Origin of the sequence: Streptomyces ossamyceticus (assembly GCF_001418475.1) — a bacterium.
Lineage (GTDB): Bacteria > Actinomycetota > Actinomycetes > Streptomycetales > Streptomycetaceae > Streptomyces > Streptomyces ossamyceticus.
Genome location: NZ_LIQX01000118.1, coordinates 18,757 through 36,330 on the forward strand (window position 1 = coordinate 18,757; position 17,574 = coordinate 36,330).

At 72.1% G+C, this 17,574-nt stretch carries 14 protein-coding genes and 1 tRNA gene; 9 read left to right on the forward strand and 6 right to left on the reverse strand.

Translation table 11 applies throughout. The features are described from left to right. Positions 1-6: 6 nt before the first annotated feature. Positions 7-903, reverse strand: a complete 897-nt coding sequence (locus AOK15_RS10585) for a hypothetical protein (protein WP_240508377.1) — start codon at positions 901-903, stop codon at positions 7-9. 281 nt (positions 904-1,184) lie between these two features. On the opposite strand from AOK15_RS10585, the gene AOK15_RS10590 reads away from it, so the two are divergent. The 4 genes from AOK15_RS10590 (at position 1,185) to AOK15_RS10610 (ending at position 5,059) form a co-directional block, all read left to right on the forward strand. After that, positions 1,185-1,544 (forward strand): STAS domain-containing protein, encoded by a 360-nt coding sequence (locus AOK15_RS10590; RefSeq protein WP_055515224.1) that lies wholly within the window; start codon positions 1,185-1,187, stop codon positions 1,542-1,544. Continuing rightward, a complete protein-coding gene (locus tag AOK15_RS10595; protein WP_205632111.1) occupies positions 1,541-2,470 on the forward strand; it encodes a sensor histidine kinase in 930 nt (309 codons plus the stop codon). Before AOK15_RS10590 ends, AOK15_RS10595 begins: the two co-directional genes overlap by 4 nt. A 186-nt stretch (positions 2,471-2,656) precedes the next feature. Then, entirely contained in the window at positions 2,657-3,637 is a 981-nt protein-coding gene (locus AOK15_RS10600) for a LacI family DNA-binding transcriptional regulator (protein ID WP_240508378.1), read from the forward strand. Between the two features lie 198 nt (positions 3,638-3,835). After that, positions 3,836-5,059, forward strand: coding sequence for a DUF418 domain-containing protein (locus AOK15_RS10610; RefSeq protein ID WP_055515231.1), 1,224 nt, complete (start codon positions 3,836-3,838; stop codon positions 5,057-5,059). Between the two features lie 461 nt (positions 5,060-5,520). On the opposite strand, the gene AOK15_RS10615 is transcribed toward AOK15_RS10610, so the two are convergent. The 3 genes from AOK15_RS10615 to AOK15_RS10625 all read right to left on the reverse strand — a co-directional run bounded on the left by AOK15_RS10615 (position 5,521) and on the right by AOK15_RS10625 (position 9,144). Continuing rightward, positions 5,521-6,627, reverse strand: a complete 1,107-nt coding sequence (locus AOK15_RS10615) for an SGNH/GDSL hydrolase family protein (RefSeq protein WP_055515233.1) — start codon at positions 6,625-6,627, stop codon at positions 5,521-5,523. Positions 6,628-6,750: 123 nt separating this feature from the next. Continuing rightward, on the reverse strand, positions 6,751-9,069 hold the full coding sequence (locus AOK15_RS10620; RefSeq protein WP_055515235.1) for a coiled-coil domain-containing protein: 2,319 nt from the start codon (positions 9,067-9,069) through the stop codon (positions 6,751-6,753). A gap of 3 nt (positions 9,070-9,072) precedes the next feature. Further along, positions 9,073-9,144: transfer RNA gene (locus tag AOK15_RS10625), tRNA-Pro, on the reverse strand. 198 nt (positions 9,145-9,342) lie between these two features. Here AOK15_RS10625 and AOK15_RS10630 point away from each other — a divergent pair. Beyond that, positions 9,343-10,221 (forward strand): class I SAM-dependent methyltransferase, encoded by an 879-nt coding sequence (locus tag AOK15_RS10630; protein WP_055515237.1) that lies wholly within the window; start codon positions 9,343-9,345, stop codon positions 10,219-10,221. Positions 10,222-10,341: 120 nt separating this feature from the next. On the opposite strand, the gene AOK15_RS10635 is transcribed toward AOK15_RS10630, so the two are convergent. Next, positions 10,342-10,704: an STAS domain-containing protein gene (locus AOK15_RS10635; RefSeq protein ID WP_055515239.1), complete on the reverse strand. Its 363-nt coding sequence runs from the start codon at positions 10,702-10,704 to the stop codon at positions 10,342-10,344. Between the two features lie 212 nt (positions 10,705-10,916). Between AOK15_RS10635 and AOK15_RS10640 the strand changes: the two genes are divergently transcribed. The 4 genes from AOK15_RS10640 (at position 10,917) to AOK15_RS10655 (ending at position 15,293) form a co-directional block, all read left to right on the forward strand. Further along, the gene (locus AOK15_RS10640) at positions 10,917-11,363 is read left to right on the forward strand and encodes an ATP-binding protein (protein WP_055515241.1); all 447 of its coding nucleotides are present in this window, start codon (positions 10,917-10,919) and stop codon (positions 11,361-11,363) included. A 118-nt stretch (positions 11,364-11,481) separates the two neighbouring features. Beyond that, positions 11,482-12,717: a PP2C family protein-serine/threonine phosphatase gene (locus AOK15_RS10645; RefSeq protein WP_055515243.1), complete on the forward strand. Its 1,236-nt coding sequence runs from the start codon at positions 11,482-11,484 to the stop codon at positions 12,715-12,717. Further along, a complete protein-coding gene (locus AOK15_RS10650) occupies positions 12,714-14,297 on the forward strand; it encodes an FMN-binding glutamate synthase family protein (RefSeq protein WP_055515245.1) in 1,584 nt (527 codons plus the stop codon). The genes AOK15_RS10645 and AOK15_RS10650 overlap by 4 nt, the downstream gene beginning before the upstream one ends. A 153-nt stretch (positions 14,298-14,450) precedes the next feature. After that, positions 14,451-15,293 (forward strand): RNA polymerase sigma factor SigF, encoded by an 843-nt coding sequence (locus AOK15_RS10655; RefSeq protein ID WP_055515256.1) that lies wholly within the window; start codon positions 14,451-14,453, stop codon positions 15,291-15,293. A gap of 64 nt (positions 15,294-15,357) precedes the next feature. Here AOK15_RS10655 and AOK15_RS10660 read toward each other — a convergent pair whose 3' ends face one another. Next, positions 15,358-17,331, reverse strand: coding sequence for an APC family permease (locus tag AOK15_RS10660; protein WP_055515247.1), 1,974 nt, complete (start codon positions 17,329-17,331; stop codon positions 15,358-15,360). Between the last annotated feature and the right edge of the window lie 243 nt (positions 17,332-17,574).

The window sequence follows — 17,574 nt, forward strand, 5'->3', positions numbered from 1 at the left end:
GTGCGGTCAGGCGTAGTAGTGGATCGTCCCGCGCAGCGCGGGCTCGGCTCCCTCGCAGTGCTGTTCGAACGTGGCGGCGAAGGCGGTGACCGTGCCGTCGGCGTCCCGGGCCAGCCTGGTGAGGGTCAGGGTGCCGTGGCTGCGGTTGCAGCCGCCGAAGCCGGACACGTCGAGGCCGGCGACGCCGGGGCCGCTGCCGCGTTCGGTCCGGTAGGTGCGCCCCGCCTCGAAGCGTTCGCCGGTGGGCGGGACGAGCAGCGCCGACCAGGACTCCCGTTTGCCGGACGTGTCCCAGGACAGGCCGCCGACGCCCCACTCCCGCAGCGTGAAGATGCTCGTGGCCCCCGTGTGGGTGCCCGAGCGGCCCTGGCCGGGGTAGTCGCCCGGCTCGCTGGCGTAGGTGAACGACAGGGGATACGCGCGGTACTTGACGACACCCTTCAGCACGGGGGCGTCCGGGGCCTCGCAGCGCTGGGTGTAGGTGGCGTCCAGCAGGGTGATGTCCCCGGAGGCGTCGGCCTCGATCTGGTGGACGGCGAACTGGCCGTACACCACGTTGCAGCCGCGGTGCTGTCCGCTCACGTCGAGGCCGGGGGCCCGCCCCGTCGCGGAGTGGGCGCGCTCCGCGTCGCGGTAGACGCCGGGGTGCAGCTTCTCGCCGTGCGGGGCGGCGAGCACCACGTCCCACCACGCGCTGTCGTTCTCGACCCGGATCCGTACGACCTCCAGGGCGCCCTCGACGGTGATGCTCGCCGTGGACGGGGTGTACGCGACGGCGGAGCCCTGCCCGATCCAGTCACCGGCCTCGCTGGTGTGGCGGTAGGCGGTCACGGCCCGGGGCGTACCGTCGGCCGCCGCGGCCGGCTGCGCCGCCCCCGCCGTGAGCCCGAGCGCGACGGCCACGCCCGTCAGGGTGCCGAGTAAGCGGCGCCACCGTCTTGTGGGTGTGAGCACGGTTGTTCCCCCTCCGTCGGTCGACCGCCCCACCGGGCGCTCGAACCCCTGTGTCCATGGCAGGCACTGGAATGTCCCGAAAGCCCACCCGTAAACACCGGACACGGAATCAGGCCCGGTCGACCGGCGGGTTATACGATGACGTGTCTTTTGGTCCGTCGTTTCCGGGGACGCGGTGAGCGGCGACACGGGGGAGCGTCGCCCCCCGGTACCCGACACAGGGAGGGAACGTGGATGCCGCCGACGGCGAGGACGGGAGGGTCCCGGCACCGCGGTTCGGGGGCGCCGCGCTGGAGATCCGTTCGCTGTCCGGCCGTCCCGGTATCCGTGCCGCTGGAGAGATCAACGTGATCACCCGTTCATCCTGGGAACAAGCCCTGAAGAAGGTGGCGAGCGCCCATGGGGACGTCTCCCACGTGGAGTTGTCGGGGCTGATGTCCATCGACGTGGGCGGCGCGGCGGTGCTGGCGGTCACCGCGCAGCGACTGACCACCGGCCGTATCGTCGTGCACCGTCCGCCGCCGGAGCTGACGCGCATCCTCGACCTGTTCTGGCCCGGCCTCGCGGCGATCGAGGTGGCGGAGCGATGACCACGGCCGCCGACAGAGACCCTTTCGTGCACCCGGCGCTGTTCTACCGCGGTGCGGAGCAGTACCTGGCGGGCACCGTGCCGTTCCTCCGGGACGGCCTGGCCGCCGGGGAGGCCGTCGCGGTCGCCGTACCGGGCCCCCGCCTCGCACTCGTCGAGGCCGGGCTGGGCGCCGACGCCGCCGGGGTCGAGTTCCTCGACATGACGCGGGCGGGCCGCAACCCCGGGCGGATCATCCCCGGCGTCCTGCGCGCCTTCGCCGACGCCCACCCCGGCGGCCGGGTGAGGATCATCGGGGAGCCGATCTGGGCCGGCCGCTCGGCGGCGGAGTACCCGGCGTGCGTCCAGCACGAGGCCCTCATCAACGTGGCCTTCCAGGGCCGTGCGGTGACGATCCTCTGCCCGTACGACGCGGACGCCCTGACCCCGGCGGTGCTCGCCGACGCCCGCGCCACGCATCCCGTCGTCATCGACTCCGGTGTCGAACGGCCCAGCGACGCCTACGCTCCCGAACAGGTGGTCGCCCGCTACAACGAGCCCCTCACCGTCCCGCCCGGAGCGGCGGCCCTGCCGTTCGACGCGGAAGCGCTGCCGTGGGCCCGCGCGTTCGCGGTGCGGGAGGCCCGCCGGCTCGGGCTGACGGAGGCGCGGATGCAGGATCTGACGCTGGCGGTCGCGGAGCTGACCACCAACTCCGTGGTGCACGGCGGTCGATCGGGGACGCTGCGGATCTGGGCCGAGGGCGAGCAGATCGTCTGCGAGGTCCACGACCTCGGGCGGCTGACCGACCCCCTGGCCGGCCGCAGGCCCCCGGCACGCGACCAACTGGGCGGACGCGGTCTGCTGCTGGTCCACCACATCACCGACCTCGTCCGCCTCCACACGGCGCCCGACGGCACCACCGTCCGCTTCCACCTCGACCGCTGACCGCTCACCGCTCACCGACACCGGGGGACGGCCGCTGCGCGGCGGACGATCACCGGACCCCCGGCGCGAGGTGCCAGAATGGCGGGGCAGCAGGCCAGGGGAGGGGAGAGGGCGACCGTGCCGGACAACCGAGCGGGACAACCTTCGACGGAGGACCAAGGGGAGCGCGGCGAGGGACCCGTGTCGGTGACGATCGCGTACATCGCCGAGTCCGCCGGCGTCTCCGTACCCACCGTGTCGAAGGTGCTCAACGGCCGGTCCGGGGTGTCCGACGAGACACGGGCCCGCGTGGAGCAGCTCATCCACCAGCACGGCTACCGCAAGCCTCCCAAGAACCGCAGCAATCTCATGGAGCTGGTGTTCCGCGAACTGGAGAGCATGTGGGCCGTGGAGATCATCCGCGGGGTCGAGCGGGTGGCCCGCAAGAACCGGATCGGCGTGCTGGTGTCGGAGTTCGGGCTCCATGACACCTCCGGCGTGACCATCGACGACACCGTCGGGCGGCGCCCCCGGTGCGTCCTGTCGGTCGCGCAGCTCTCCGAGGCGGAACGCGAGCAACTGAGGGCGCGGGGCATTCCGTTCGTCGTCTTCGACCCGATCGACGAGCTGCCCGACGACGTGCCGTTCGTGGGCGCCACCAACTGGAGGGGCGGTCAGGCGGCGACCCGGCACCTCATCGGACTCGGACACCGGCGCATCGCCATGATCAGCGGGCCCGACCACGCCTTCTGCCTCGCCCGGCTGTCCGGCTACACGTCCGCTCTCGCGGAGGCCGGCCTGCCGGCGGAACCCCGCCTGGTGGTCAGGACCCAGCTCACCCGTGAGCATGGGTACGCGGCCGCACGGGAGTTGCTGTCCCGGCCCGACCGGCCCACCGCCGTGTTCACCGCGAACGACATGCAGGCGGTCGGCGTCTACCAGGCCGCACGTGAACTCGGGTTGCGCGTCCCGGACGATCTCAGCGTGGTGGGCTTCGACGACGTACCGGCCGTGGCGTGGATGGATCCGCCCCTGACCACCGTCCACCAGCCCCTCGCCGAGATGGCGGCCGCCGCCACCGAACTGGCGCTCGCCCTCGGCCGCGGTGAGGACGTGCCGCAGGTCGGACTGGAGATCGCGACCACCCTGACCCTCCGGGAGAGCACGGCCCCGCCGAAGGAGCAGTGAGCCGGGCCGCCGGACGGCGGTCACGTGGTGCGGAGCGGTGCGCCGGGCGGTCGCTCCATGCCTTCCTGAGTCATGTCCTCGTCACCCTCACGGAGGACGTCTCCCACCACCTGGTGGGGATGCGCCCTCCGGTCGGCAGGGGTGGCGCAGCCGGTCGCCGGATACTCCGCGGGGCGCGTTCTTTCCAGGCTGAACGCCATGACACAGCACTCAGCCGCCACGCCGCCCCCGTGCATCGCGCCGCCCCCGGCCGACGGGACGTCACCGACCCCCCGCTCGGCCGACCCCTCGCCCGGCGCGCCCGGCGTGGGCCGGCTGATCGGCCTGGACCTGGCCCGCGGTCTCGCCGTCTTCGGCATGTACGCGGCCCATGTCGGCCCCGACCCCGGCGAGGGCGGGGTGACCGGCTTCCTGATGGAGCTGGCCCACGGCCGCTCCTCCGCCCTGTTCGCGTTCCTGGCCGGGTTCGCCGTCGTGCTCATCACCGGGCGCAGCGTGCCGAAGACGGGCCGGGCGGGCCGCCAGGCCGTCGCCAAGGTGGTCATCCGGGCGGTGATCCTGCTGGCCGTGGGCACGGCGCTGACGATGTCCGGCACCCCGGTCGAGGTGATCCTCGCGTTCTACGGTGTGTACTTCCTCCTCGTCCTGCCGCTGTACCGGCTCGGCGCGGGTCCGCTGGCGGTGATCGCGGCGGGCACGGCGCTGGTGCTGCCGCAGGTGCTGTACGTGCTGCGGCAGACGGTCCTGGACGGCGGGGTCGGACCGGAGAGCGGCTACGACGGGCCCGTCTCGCTGCTCTTCACCGGAAGCTACCCCGCGCTGACCTGGATCCCGTTCGTCATCGCCGGTATGGCCGTCGCCCGCCTCGACCTGACCGCCACCGCCGTCCGCGCACGGCTCGCGCTGACGGGTGCCGCGCTGGCGGTCGTCGGCTACGGGGGTTCGTGGCTGGCGATCCATCTCGTGCCCGGCGCGTACGCGGCGATCGGCGCGTCCACCTGGGGCGGTGACCCCGGTGACCTGTGGTGGTCCGACACGGGCGGCTACCCCTGGGGCAGCGCCCACGCGCTGCTGGTCGCCTCCCCGCACAGTGAGACGACCCTGTCGATCGTCGCCAACACCGGTGTGGCGGTCGCCGTCGTGGCCGGCTGCCTGTCCGCGATGGACGCCTTCCCCCGTCTGGGCCGTCTGGCGCGGCCGGTCGTCGCGGTCGGCTCGATGTCGCTGACGGCCTACGTCTTCCACATCGTCGGCATCCAGCTCCTGGGCATCGAGGAACTGCCGGGCTCCCCGCTGCATGTCCTCCTCGGCTTCATCGCGGCGGTGATGGTCTTCGCGACCGTCTGGTCGCGGTACGCCTCCCGCGGCCCGCTGGAGTGGCTGATGGCGAAGGCGACCGGCATCGCACGCCACGTCCGATGACGGCAGGCGCCGACGGCGGCGGGGTTCGGGGAGGTGGTACAGGACCTTCTCGCCGCTGTGGAAGTGGTAGGCCAGGGTCACCGGCGAGTCACCCTTGTACTGGGTCTGGACGGTGAACGCGTCGGTCGTGCCCGTGGCGTCGGACAGCACCGGATCGTCGGAGGCAACCACCTCGATCCGCCAGGGCAACCCTCGGGAGAACCTGGCCTGGAGCGTGGCGTTGACCCCGTACGCACGGCGCCCGTCAGCCACCAGTCGACCACCGCCCCGTACACCGCCGGAGGATGGCGACCAGCGTCATCAGGAGCCCGGTCAGCCGTCCCGGTCCACGTCCTCGACGGCGTCCGAACCCTGAGGAAGCCGGCCCGGACGAGGCGGGGTGGCATGCCGGGCGCATGCCACCCCGGGCCGGCCGGTGCGACGGAAGGGCAGCCGGCGGCCGGCGTCGGCGCGACGCACGGTCAGCCTGCGGCCAGCGTCGTCCACTTCTGGTTGCTGCCGCCGTGGCAGTCCCACAGGTGGAGCTGGGTGCCGTCGGTCGTGGAGAAGCCCGGGACATCGAGGCAGCGCCCGGACGCGGGGTTGCGGTAGCCGCCGTCGTAGGGCTGCCAGACCTGGTTGGCGCCGCCGTGGCAGGTCCACAGCTGCACCTTGGTGCCGTTGGCCGTCCCGCTGCCGGAGACGTCGAGGCACTTGCCCAGGGAGCGCAGGGTGCCGTCGGTGTAGGCGGACCAGACCTGGTTGGCGCTGCCGCCGCAGCTCCAGATCTGGACGGCGGTCCCGTCGGCGGTGTTCGCGCCGCTGACGTCGAGGCACTTGCCGGCCAGGCCCGACTCCACCCGGGCGGGTGCGGGAGCGGGGTTCCTCAGCCACCCGGCGCTGTCCGCGGTCCGGACGCCGCGGTGGAAGGCGTCCGCCATCTTCTGGTAGCCGGAGTCGTTGGGGTGCAGGGCGTCGACCAGGTCGGCCGTGGTGAGGCCGCTCATGTCCACGTACGCGACGTGCTTGCCCGCCGCCTGCGCGTCCCGCACGATCGTGGGGACGGCCTGGTTGTACGCGGCCCGGTACTGCTCCTCCGAGCCGCTGGTGGACACCACCAGGGAGGCCACGAGGACGGTCGCGTCGGGAGCGGCGGCGGTGATCCGGTCGACCAGCGACCGCAGCCGGGCGGTGGCCGTGGAGACCTGATAGCTCTCGTTGAGGTCGTTGGTGCCGATGTGCAGGGTGACGACGTTGGGGCGGTAACGCGTCAGCGCGGCGTCGGTGAGTGCGGTGATCTGGTGGATCTTGTATCCGGAGTGGCCTTCGTTGTCGGGGTCGGACATCGAACCGGCGCGCCCGGTGCCCACGAAGTCCAGCGGGTGGCCGTCCGCGGCGAGCCTGTTCCACAACGGGGCCCGGTAGCCGTTGCCCGTACTGCTTCCGATGCCCCAGGTGATGGAGTCACCCAACGGCATGACCCGCAAGGGGGTGGTCGGGGCGGCGGAGGCCGGGGTCGAACCCGCCGCTGTCACTCCGAACGTGGCGGCGACCAGCGTGATCAGGGGAAGAATCCAGGACCGTCTCATGGGACGTATAGATACCACGCGATTGAGTCCATGACATCCCATGAATACAGGAAAGTTGAGGATGATCGAGCCCAACTGGGGCTAACAGGCGCCCACTCCGCTGCCCGCCGACCCCTTGACATCCTATGTATGGGGCTGGTTCCGCATCCAATGACCCTCGGTGCTCCACCCCAGCAGGCGTCGGGCCCGACCGTCGTCCGCCGTGCCGTCGGCGTCGAAGGCGCCACCCTCGGCGATCAGGGTCAGGCCCGCCAGGGCCGGTGCCAACCGGGCCGCGACATGGGCGGGATGACGGGCCGTCTCCTCCCGCAGCCCGGCGATCATCCGCCGCTGCTCCCCGGGCGGGCACAGGGACAGGTGGAACAGCATCTGGCGCCAGGCGTACGCCGCGTCCTTGACGGTGCCCAGGGGGCGAGGATTGTGGTGGACGCGCGCTGTCAGCCGGCACACCGTCACGAAGCAGCGCCGCGCCAGGTCGGACCAGCCGGGCCGCGGGGCGATGCCCACCCGCCCGACCAGCGTGGCCAGGTTGTGCGTGGTGAGGATCTGCGCCTGCTCGATCACCGTGCCGTTCGCGGCGACCGACCAGAACCCGGACGGCGTCCCCGCGCGCTCGGCGCACAGACGCGCGAAACCGGGCGATGTGCGCGCGCCGGACGAGCGGGCCGGCGCGGCGCCGGCCTCCGCGCTCGCAAGGTCTCGGATCGCCGTGTAGTCGATGCCGTAGTAGCGCTCGTACAGGGAGCCCCCGCCGAGCAGGTCGCCCGCGATCCGTGCCGCCGTGAGGAACTTGGGGCTGAACGCGCCCATGAAGATGTCCGCGGCCAGCTCCTCCACGAACGGGGCGCCCAGTTCGCACCGGCGTCCCAGCTCCCCCAGTTCACGGACCAGCGGGGTGGGCAGAAGGGTCCCCGGGAACGCCTGCACGGCCAGTTCGCCCAGCTGCCGCAGCACGGTGAGCGCGCCCTCGCCGTCCGCCCTGCCCGGCACCGCCGACCGCTGCCCCGACACCGCGCGTACCCAGGGCAGTTCCTCCACGCGCACCTGCCGCTCCAGGCCGAGCAGCAGCAGGGAGCGGCGGTTGCGGAACGCCCGGTAGTGCGCCGTCATCAGCGCCCGCAGCGTCTCGTCGCGGTACGACCGGGCGGTGGTCGCGGCGACCAACTGCGGTATCAGTTCGGCCAGTACCTCGGCGGACGGGACGACACCCCGCTCCACGAGGGTGCCGATCGGCGCGCTCAGCGCGGACTCGACGACCCGGCCGATCACGGGCGGCACGGCGGCGCCTACGGGCAGCCCGGTCTCCCGGCCCTCCTCCTCGGTCACCGCGCCCAGGAGCGGGGCGACATCGGTGACACCGGTGTCCTGGGGGAGTACGGCGAGGCGGCGCACCATCAGCTGGGCCAGGGCGTGGTGGGAGGGGAGGGCCGCCTGCGCGGCCTGGCCTCGGCGCAGCGCCGTGTGCGCCGCGGACCCGGGCAGGCCGCGTCGCCGCACCATCGACTCCACCGCGTGCCGCAGCAGACCGAGCCGGCGCGCGTCCAGTGGCCGCCCGGCGACGACCTCCTCCAGTGCGCCCCGCAGAATGCCCAGGTTCGCCTTGGGGCCGCGGTGCTTGGTGCAGCGGGTGTGCTCCGCGGCGAGCCGCCGGTAGCGGCCGAGCAGCCTCGCGCCGTCCGCCAGCCAGTCGTCGTCCGGGGCGAGTTCGAGGACCCGGCCGTCCCGTGCGGTCCGCAGCCAGTGCACGAGGAGTTCGTCGCCGAACGGCTGCCACACGGCGAGCGCCTCGCGCTGGGTCTCGACGGCCGCGTTGGGCCGCCGCCGGACCAGCGTGTCGACGGTGTCGGAGACGGTGTACCGGTGGACGGCGTCGGCGGAGTCCGGCGCGGGGCCGTCCGCCGGGCGGGGCAGGAACCGCAGCCGGCCGGCGAACGGTTCCAGCTCCGCCGCGAGGTCGAGCGCCGCGTCCACCTCCCCGCGCCGCACCAGCCACGCCAGGGTGAGCAGCGCCGCCTCCTCGGGGAGGCCGATCTCGTAGTGACCGCCGTCCAACAGGGCCCACAGCCAGGCCAGTCCGGGCTCGGTGAGGCAGTGGGCGAAGAGCGCGCGCCGGTCGGCGGGCACCCCGAAGCTCCGCGCCGCCTCGATCTCGTACGGCTGGAGTGGGCCGCCCGCGCTCGCGGTCCCGGTCGCGAAGCCGCCCCGCACGACCTCGGGGGTCGCCCAGGCGGGGAGGCCCGCGACCGGGGTGCGTGAACCGATCGTCAGCCGGCCCGCGGCCATCCCGGCGAGGACCTGCCGCCAGCGCTGCCCGCGCACCTCGGCCCGGCGCCGGGTGTCGGCGTCCTCGTGGGTCAGCCCGGTGGTGAAGTCCCTGGCCAGTTGGGCCGCCGCATAGGACGGCGCCGCGGTGGGGTGCTGCTGCTCAGCGTTGTCGTTCATAAGCCGACGTGGCAGGTTCCGCCCCCGCGCCCTCCGGGTCCCGAGCCCGGCGCTCTGCTGCTGAGCTACACGTCGATGACCGCAGAACCTAGACGCCGGCCCGCACGCCGTACAACCGATTTCCGTGCGGTACGGGGTCGGCACCGTCCAGGTCCGATCGGCTCAGGTGCTGGCGCGCCTCGGCTGTGCACGCCGCCCTCCGGGGAGGATCGGTGCACCGGCGGCCTCGGTACGGCCGCACCACCTCACCCCCGTGCGAAGGGGCCCGGCACCATGGAACCCATCGACGACCCGCTGTCGGGCGGCGGCCGCTACGGCGAGGCCGTCTTCCCTCCGGGCCAGGCGGGCGAGGGCGAGCGCATCGACTTCGGCGCGCTGGCCTACGACGACATCACCATGGCGCGCCTGCGGGCGCTCGGCGTCGGCCCCGGCTGGCGCTGTCTGGATGTCGGCGCCGGCACGGGCACGGTGTCCCGGCGTCTCCTCGCGGAGGCCGGGGTGGCGAGCGTGCTCGCTGTGGACCGCGACGTCCGTTTCCTCGGTGCCCGTACCGTTCCGGGGCTCGACGTGCGGGAAGCCGACATCACCGCCCCCGACTTCGTGTCCGGCCGGTTCCGGCTCGTCCACGCGCGCTTCGTGCTGATGCATCTGCCCGAGCGCGACCGCCTGATCACGGCGTTGGCCGCCCTCGTCGAACCCGGCGGCGTGCTGGTCCTCAGCGACGCCGTCGACCTGACCGGGGACCGGACGCCCGACACCCCGTACAGCCGGGTCATGCGGGCCATGTGGCAGGGGCTGCGGGCCACCATCGGGACCGATGTCTCTGGGGTGCCGTCGTACCCGCACCTGCTGCGGGCGGCGGGGCTCGGGCCCGTGGCCGCCGAGATCCATGTGCCGCCCCTGCTTCCGGGCAGCCCCCTCAGCCGCTTCTGGGCGGACACGTGGGAGCGGAGCAGAGCCGCGATGCTCGCCACGGGTCTCGTCGACGACACGGCCGTCGACGAGGCGGTCCGCTACCTGTGCTCCGAGGAATGCGCCGCGCTCTCGGCCGGCATGCTGACCGCCTGGGGCTGGAAACCCGAGAACGGCCGGGGGCCGGAGAACGGACGAGGGCCGGAGAACGGACGGGTGGCCGAGGGAGGGGCGCGGTGACGAGCGCCTTCCCCTGGGCTTCCAAGGGCACCCCCCGTGGGGCGGACCGTCGTCGTCCCGACGCTCGCCGGCCGCCTGGCCGCCCGGACGTCGGACCCGTCGGCTGCCCCGGCCCGCGGCTCAGGCCGCGAGGGCCTCCTCGACGGTGGGATGACAGGCGATGACCTGGTCCAGGGCGACCAGGTGCAGGAGCCGCCGCACCGGATCCCGGGCGCCGGCGATGCGTAGCCAGCCCTGTGCGTCGCTCATCCCGTGGTGGGCGGCGACGAGGACGTTGACGCCGCTGGAGTCCATGAACGTCACGCCGCTGAGGTCGACCACGGTCCGCGCGCCCGCGTCCCCGTCAGGCAGCAGGGCTTCGGTGAACCGCTCCCTGACCGTATGGTCGATCTCGCCGCGCAGCGTCACCACCCGGACGCCGTCGACGGAGGTGAGACCGATCGACAGCCGGCCGGGACGGCCTGCTCCATGGGTGTCTGTCACCGCTGGTGTCCTCGACTGCTCTGGCTGGTGGCTGCTGGGGTTCCGACAGGATGTACTTCGGCACCCTGCCACGATGGTACGGCGAACAGGTGTTCAATGCCTGGGTCGATCTCAGGGAGCATGTGAGTCATGGTGCGGGGTACGCGCAGGCAGGTGAACGGGGGATCAAAGTGGACCCGGCGGAATCAGTTCCTGACGGCGAGGGCGGTGTGATGCCCGATGTCGCTCCGATCCAGGACACCGTCGCCCTGGACGGCGACGGGTCCTGCATCGCCCAGGCGCGGCACAGCGCTGCCGACTTCCTCACCCGTGTCCAGGTCGAGCACGGCGTGCCGGTGTCCGCCCGCGCGATGGAACTGACCCAGCTGGTGGTCAGCGAACTCGTCACCAACGCGCGCAAATACGCCCCCGGCCCGGTGCTGATGGAGCTGCGGGTCTCCGGCGCGATGGTCGAGGTGGCCGTGTGGGACAGCGATCCCGTCCTGCCGGTGGCCCGCGCCGCCGACCCGGGCCGGGTCGGGCAGCACGGTCTGGAGATCGTCATGGCCGTCGCGCACGGCTTCGAGGCGCGGCGCGAACCGGTCGGCAAGCGCATCACCGTCCGTATCGCCCTGGCCGACGACCCCGCCGCGGACGTCACAGGCCGTCACACTCCGTAGGTAAATATCCGGGCATATCCGGCGCCGCGTCGGATCCTCGGATCGCGTGCCGTGTCACACATCGGGTGATGTAGCGAAAACTCGGGGAAAAAGTTGCGGCAACCGACAGGAGGTTGTCGTGGAGTGTGGAGATCTGGAACTGGGCGAGTTGCTGGCCGCCGCGGAGGCGGCCCCGCCCGGGGAGTCCGTCGACGTGGTGGCTCGCGATCTGCAGAAGCGGTTCGGAGCGGAGCGGGTCTCCTTCCTGTTCGCCGACCTCATCGGTCAGCGGCTGGTACGCCTCGCCGCGCCCGGCGGTGACACCCCGGACCACCCCGAGCCGATCGCACTGCGCGGCAGCGTCTACGACGGTGTGCTCCGAGGCCAGCGCCAACACGTGGAGCCCGACGGGCAGGACGGACTGCGCGTCGTCACGCCGGTCACCAACCGTGGCGACTGCATCGGCCTGCTGGAGGTGACCCTCCAGTCCGCCGACGACACCGCGCTGCGCCAGGTCCGCGACGCGGCCCACGCGCTCGCCTACATCATCGTCACGGACCGCCGCTTCACCGATCTCTACCACCTGGGCCGACGCACCACCGAGACCAGCCTCGCCGCCGAGATCCAGCACCAGCTGCTCCCCTCGGCGCCCTGCTGCGAGGCCGACCAGTTCACCCTCGCCGCCGGGCTGGTCCCGGCCGACGACATCGGTGGCGACACCTACGACTACACCCTCGACCGCGACACCCTGCATCTGTCCATCACCGACGCCATGGGCCACGACACGGACTCCGCCCTGCTGGCCACCCTGCTGATCGGCGCGCTCCGGCGGGCGCGCCGCGGCGGCTGCGACGCCGTGAAGCAGGCCGAACAGGCCCACCAGACACTGCTGCGCCACAACTGCGGCCTGGCCACGGGCCAGTTGCTGTGCGTCGACCTCGACACGGGCGTCTGCGAACTGGTCAACGCCGGCCACCCCTGGCCCCTGCGGCTGCGCGACGGCACCGTCGAGGAGGTCCGACTCGCCGTCAACCTGCCGTTCGGCGTCGCCGCGCCCATCCCCTACCGCGCCCAGGAGCTGCGCCTGCGCCCGAAGGACCGGCTGATCCTGCTCACCGACGGCATGCAGGACCGCGGCGCCGCGGCCGTCGACCTGGTCGCGCTCGTCCACGAGACCCGCGCCCTGCACCCGAGAGAAGTCGTGCGCCGGCTGACCGGCGCGGTTCTCGACGCCTGCCGGGGGAACCTCACGGACGACGCCACGGTCCTGGTGCTCGACTGGCACGGCAACCGCCGCCGTCCCTCACCGGGGGCGACCACTTCCCGCCCTGCCGCACGCATGGCCGCCGACGACCGGGCAACGCGGCAGACGTGACACGTCTCGGAATCGTCGTACTGACCCTGGTGACCGCCTGCCTGGCCACGGCAGCGGCGGTCGGGATCTCGCCCTACTGGTGGACCGCCGCGCTCCCGCTCATCTGCACGGGTGTGCTGGGCGCGTGGGACCTCACCCAACGCCGGCACTCCGTGCTGCGCAACTACCCCGTCCTCGGCCACGCCCGCTACCTCCTGGAGCGCATACGCCCGGAACTCCAGCAGTACTTCGTCGAGCGGAACTTCGACGGGCGTCCCTTCGACCGCGACGTCCGCAGCATCGTCTACGAGCGGGCCAAGGGCACCGACGCGGAGGAGCCGTTCGGCACCGAACGCGACGTGTACCGGCCCGGCCACGAGTTCCTGGTCCCGTCGATGGCGCCGTGCCCGGTGCCGGTGGCCCCGCCGCGCGTACGGATCGGCGGCCCGGACTGTGCCCGCCCCTACGACATGGCCCTGCTCAACGTGTCGGCGATGAGCTTCGGTTCGCTGTCCGCCAACGCGGTCCTCGCGCTCAACGGCGGCGCGGCGGCGGGCGGGTTCGCCCACGACACCGGTGAGGGAGGCCTCTCCGAGTACCACCTGCGTCCGGGGGGCGACCTCGTCTGGGAGATCGGCACCGGCTACTTCGGCTGCCGCACCGAGGACGGCGGCTTCGACGCCGCCGAGTTCGCCGACAAGGCCGCCCACGACCACGTCAGGTGCGTGTCCCTGAAGCTGTCGCAGGGCGCCAAGCCCGGTATCGGCGGGGTGCTGCCGGGCGCCAAGGTGAACGCCGAGATCGCCCGGGTCCGGGAAGTGCCCGAGGGGCGGACGGTCGTCTCACCGCCGTACCACCGCGTGTTCTCCACACCACGTGAACTGGTCCGCTTCCTCGCTCGCATGCGTGAGCTGTCCGGGGGCAAGCCCGCCGGGTTCAAGCTGTGCGTGGGGTCGCGCCGGCAGTTCCTGGCCGTGTGCAAGGCCATGCTGGAGGAGGGCACGGCACCCGACTTCATCGTGGTCGACGGCGCCGAGGGCGGGACCGGCGCGGCGCCCCTGGAGTTCGTCGACCACGTAGGCACCCCCCTGACGGAGGGCCTGCACACCGTGCACAACGCCCTCGTGGGCGTCGGCCTGCGCGACCGGGTCAGGATCGGCGCGAGCGGCAAGATCGCCACCGGCACCGACCTGGTCAAACGCATGATCCAGGGCGCGGACTACGGCAATGCCGCGCGGGCGATGATGTTCGCCGTCGGATGCATCCAGGCACAGCGGTGCCACACCAACACCTGCCCCACGGGCGTCACGACCCAGGATCCCCGCCGGGCCCGCGCCCTCGACGTGACCGACAAGACGGCGCGCGTCCGGCGCTACCAGGAGGCCACCGTGGCCGGCGCCCTGCAGATCATGGCGGCCATGGGGGTCACCGACCCTCGTCAGCTGCGCCCGCACATGCTCCGCCGACGCGTCGACGCCTGCACCGACCGGTCCTACGCGGAGCTGTACGAGTGGCTCGCGCCGGGACAACTGCTGGCCGAGCCGCCCGCCTCATGGGCGGCCGACTGGCAGGCGGCGGACCCGGACCGCTTCACCGTCTGACCTGGAGGGCCCGCTGTCCCACGGGTTCCCCGGTTCACACCCGGCCGAAGAAAATTTCTGAGGTCGGAGGAATGCGCATCGCAGGCCGGGGTATGCGCGTGCTTGCCGGACGAAGGGCCGGCGAGCACGAAGCGGATCGACTGGGAGGGGCGGATGATGGCGACGGCCGTACAGACCACTGGACGGACGGCGGGCGTTCCGGAGATCGCGGACCCTTCCAAGGTCGCGCCCAAGGACGCACGAGAGCTGTCGAAGCTCTTCTTCGACCAGCTGGAGGTACTGGAGGAGGGCACCCCCGAGTACCAGTACGCCAGGAACACGCTGATCGAGATGAACATGTCCCTCGTCCGCTACGCGGCCGGACGTTTCCGCAGCCGCGGGCCGGAGGAGATGGAGGACATCGTCCAGGTCGGCATGATCGGCCTGATCAAGGCGATCGACCGGTTCGAGCTGTCCCGCGAGGTCGAGTTCACCTCCTTCGCCGTCCCCTACATCGTCGGTGAGATCAAGCGGTTCTTCCGTGACACCTCCTGGGCCGTCCATGTGCCCCGCAGGCTCCAGGAGGCCCGAGCGCAGCTCGCCCGCGCCAACGAGGAACTGCAGAGCCGCCTCGGCCGGACCCCGACGACGAAGGAACTCTCCGAGCTGATGAGCCTGCCGGAGGACGAGGTCGTGGAGGCCCAGCTGGCCTCCAACGGCTACAAGTCGGCCTCCCTGGACGCGGCGATCACCAGCAGCGAGGACGGCGAGTCCGCGCTGGCCGACTTCATCGGTGACGAGGACGCCGCGTTCGGGCTGATCGAGGACTTCCATGCCCTCGCCCCGATGATCGCGGAGCTCGACGAACGCCACCGCAAGATCATCCACTGGCGGTTCGTGGAGGAACTCACCCAGGCCGAGATCGGCGAGCGCCTCGGCATCTCCCAGATGCAGGTCTCCCGACTTATCTCCCGCCTCCTCACCCGCCTGCGCGAAGGCATGCTCACCGGCGCCTGACGCCTGAGCCCGATGCCCGGGGGCGGTCGCGCGGACGCGGCCGCCCCTTCCGCGTGGACCGGTGTCAGCCCACGTGGACGCGGGGGCGCCGGGCCCTGTCCGGTTCCGCCTCCCGCAGGACCTCACGCGTGACCGGGGCGACCTCGCCCTGGCCGAAGAGGAAGAACCTGAGGAAGTTGGCGAAGGGGGTGCCCTCCGTCCACTCGAAGTAGATGTGGGGGATGCCCCCGGTCCTGTCACGGACGTGCAGGAGCAGCGCGGCCAGGGCGTTCGGGACCGAGGAGGACTCCAGCGTCAGCACCCGGTAGCGGCCGTGCAGCACCTCGCCCCGGACGGTGAGGCCCGCCTCGAACTCCGAGGGGTCCGTCACCGTGACCTCCACGAAGACGACGTCCTCGGCCAGCGGGACGTCGTTGTCGTGACGGATCTGCTCGATCTTCTCCCGGTACTCCGTACTGTCCCGGCTGCCGGGCTCGTTGGCGACGAAGCGGATCCTGCGGTGGGCGATGTCCCGTACGAAGCGCTCCGCCACGTCGTCCAGCTCCACGCTGGTCACGCGCAGTTCGAAGGCGCGGGCCAGCCGGGACAGGAGGGAGACGAGGACGATGCCCGCGATGAAGCAGGCGCCGATCTTCACACCGTCGGGGCGTTCGACGACGTTCAGGACGGTGGTGTAGAGGAAGACGACCGAGATGATCGCGAAGGCGATCGTCCAGTTGCGCTGACCCGCCTTGCGGGCCGCGATGGTCACCGCGATCGCCGCGGAGGAGATGAGGACCAGGACGCCGGTCGCGTACGCACCGCCCTGCGCGTCCACGTCCGCGTCGAAGATCCAGGTGACCAGGAAGCCGATCAGGGTGAAGACGATCACCATGGGGCGGACGGCGCGGGCCCAGTGTGGGGCCATGCCGTAGCGGGGGAGGTAGCGCGGCATCAGGTTGAGCAGGCCCGCCATGGCGGAGGCGCCCGCGAACCAGAGGATGGCGATGGTGGAGATGTCGTAGACCGTGCCGAAGGTGTTGCCCAGATAGTCGTGCGCGAGATAGGCCAGCGCCCGCCCGTTGGCGCTGCCGCCCGCCTCGAACTCCTTCTCCGGGATGAGGAGGGTGGTGACGAAGCTCGTGCAGATCAGGAAGACGCTCATGATCACGGCGGCGGTCGTCAGCAGCCGCTTGGTGTCCCGGATCCGTCCCTTCGGGTTCGCCTCCGTGTCGCCCGGGTCGCCCTGCACGTGCGGCATGACCGCGACGCCGGTCTCGAAGCCGGAGAGGCCGAGCGCCAGCTTCGGGAAGACGATCAGCGCCACACCGATCATGACGAAGACGTTGCCGTGTTCGGCGGTGAGGGCGGTCGACCAGTCCGTGACCACATGGCCCTCGGTCACGACGTGCCACAGGCCGGTCACCACGACCACGGCGTTCAGCGCCAGATAGACCGCCACCAGAGCCACGGCGACGCCGATGGCCTCCAGGAAGCCCTTGAGGAACACCGCGCCGAGCAGGGCGATCAGCACGAGCGTGATCAGGACCTGCTTGTCGTGCAGGGCGTCGGCCAGGTGAGGGTTCTCGACCAGGTGCGTCGAGGCGTCCGCCGCCGACAACGTGATCGTGATGAGGAAGTCCGTCGCCGCGAACCCCAGCAGGGTCAGGACGAACAGCTTGCCCTTCCAGAAGGTCAGCAGCCGTTCCAGCATGGCGATGGAGCCCTCGCCGTGGGGGCTCTCTTCGGCCACCCGCCGGTACACGGGGAGCGCCCCGGCCAGGGTGACGATCACCAGGACGACGGTCGCCACGGGGGAGAGCAGTCCGGCTGCCAGCGCCGCGATGCCGGGCTGGTAGCCGAGCGTGGAGAAGTAGTCGACGCCGGTCAGGCACATCACCCGCCACCAGGGCTGACCTCGGTGCGCGGACCCGGACACGGGCCCCGGCTCAGGCTCGGGGCGCGGTGCGGTGTGGTCGCCGCCCTTGCCCATGTCGGACAGGCCCTCCAGCATCCACGCGCGCAGGCGGGTGGAACGGGTGGCCTCCGTGGCAGCCATGAAGGAACTCCAGACGTGCGGTGATACGAACAGTTCCGGCCATCGGAAGACCGCCGCATCAGCGTAAGCAGGGAGTGATCCCAAGGCCACGGCAAAGGGGGCCGGGCGGCGTCAAGACCGCGTTAAGGATGCGTCGGACGAGCGGGCCGGGTGCCGCGGGAGGGGGAGGAGGCGAGGGACGGGTGCCCGTGAGGGGGGCCGCGTCGTGCCGTGCCCGGTCGGGGACGCCGCGTCGTGCCTGGT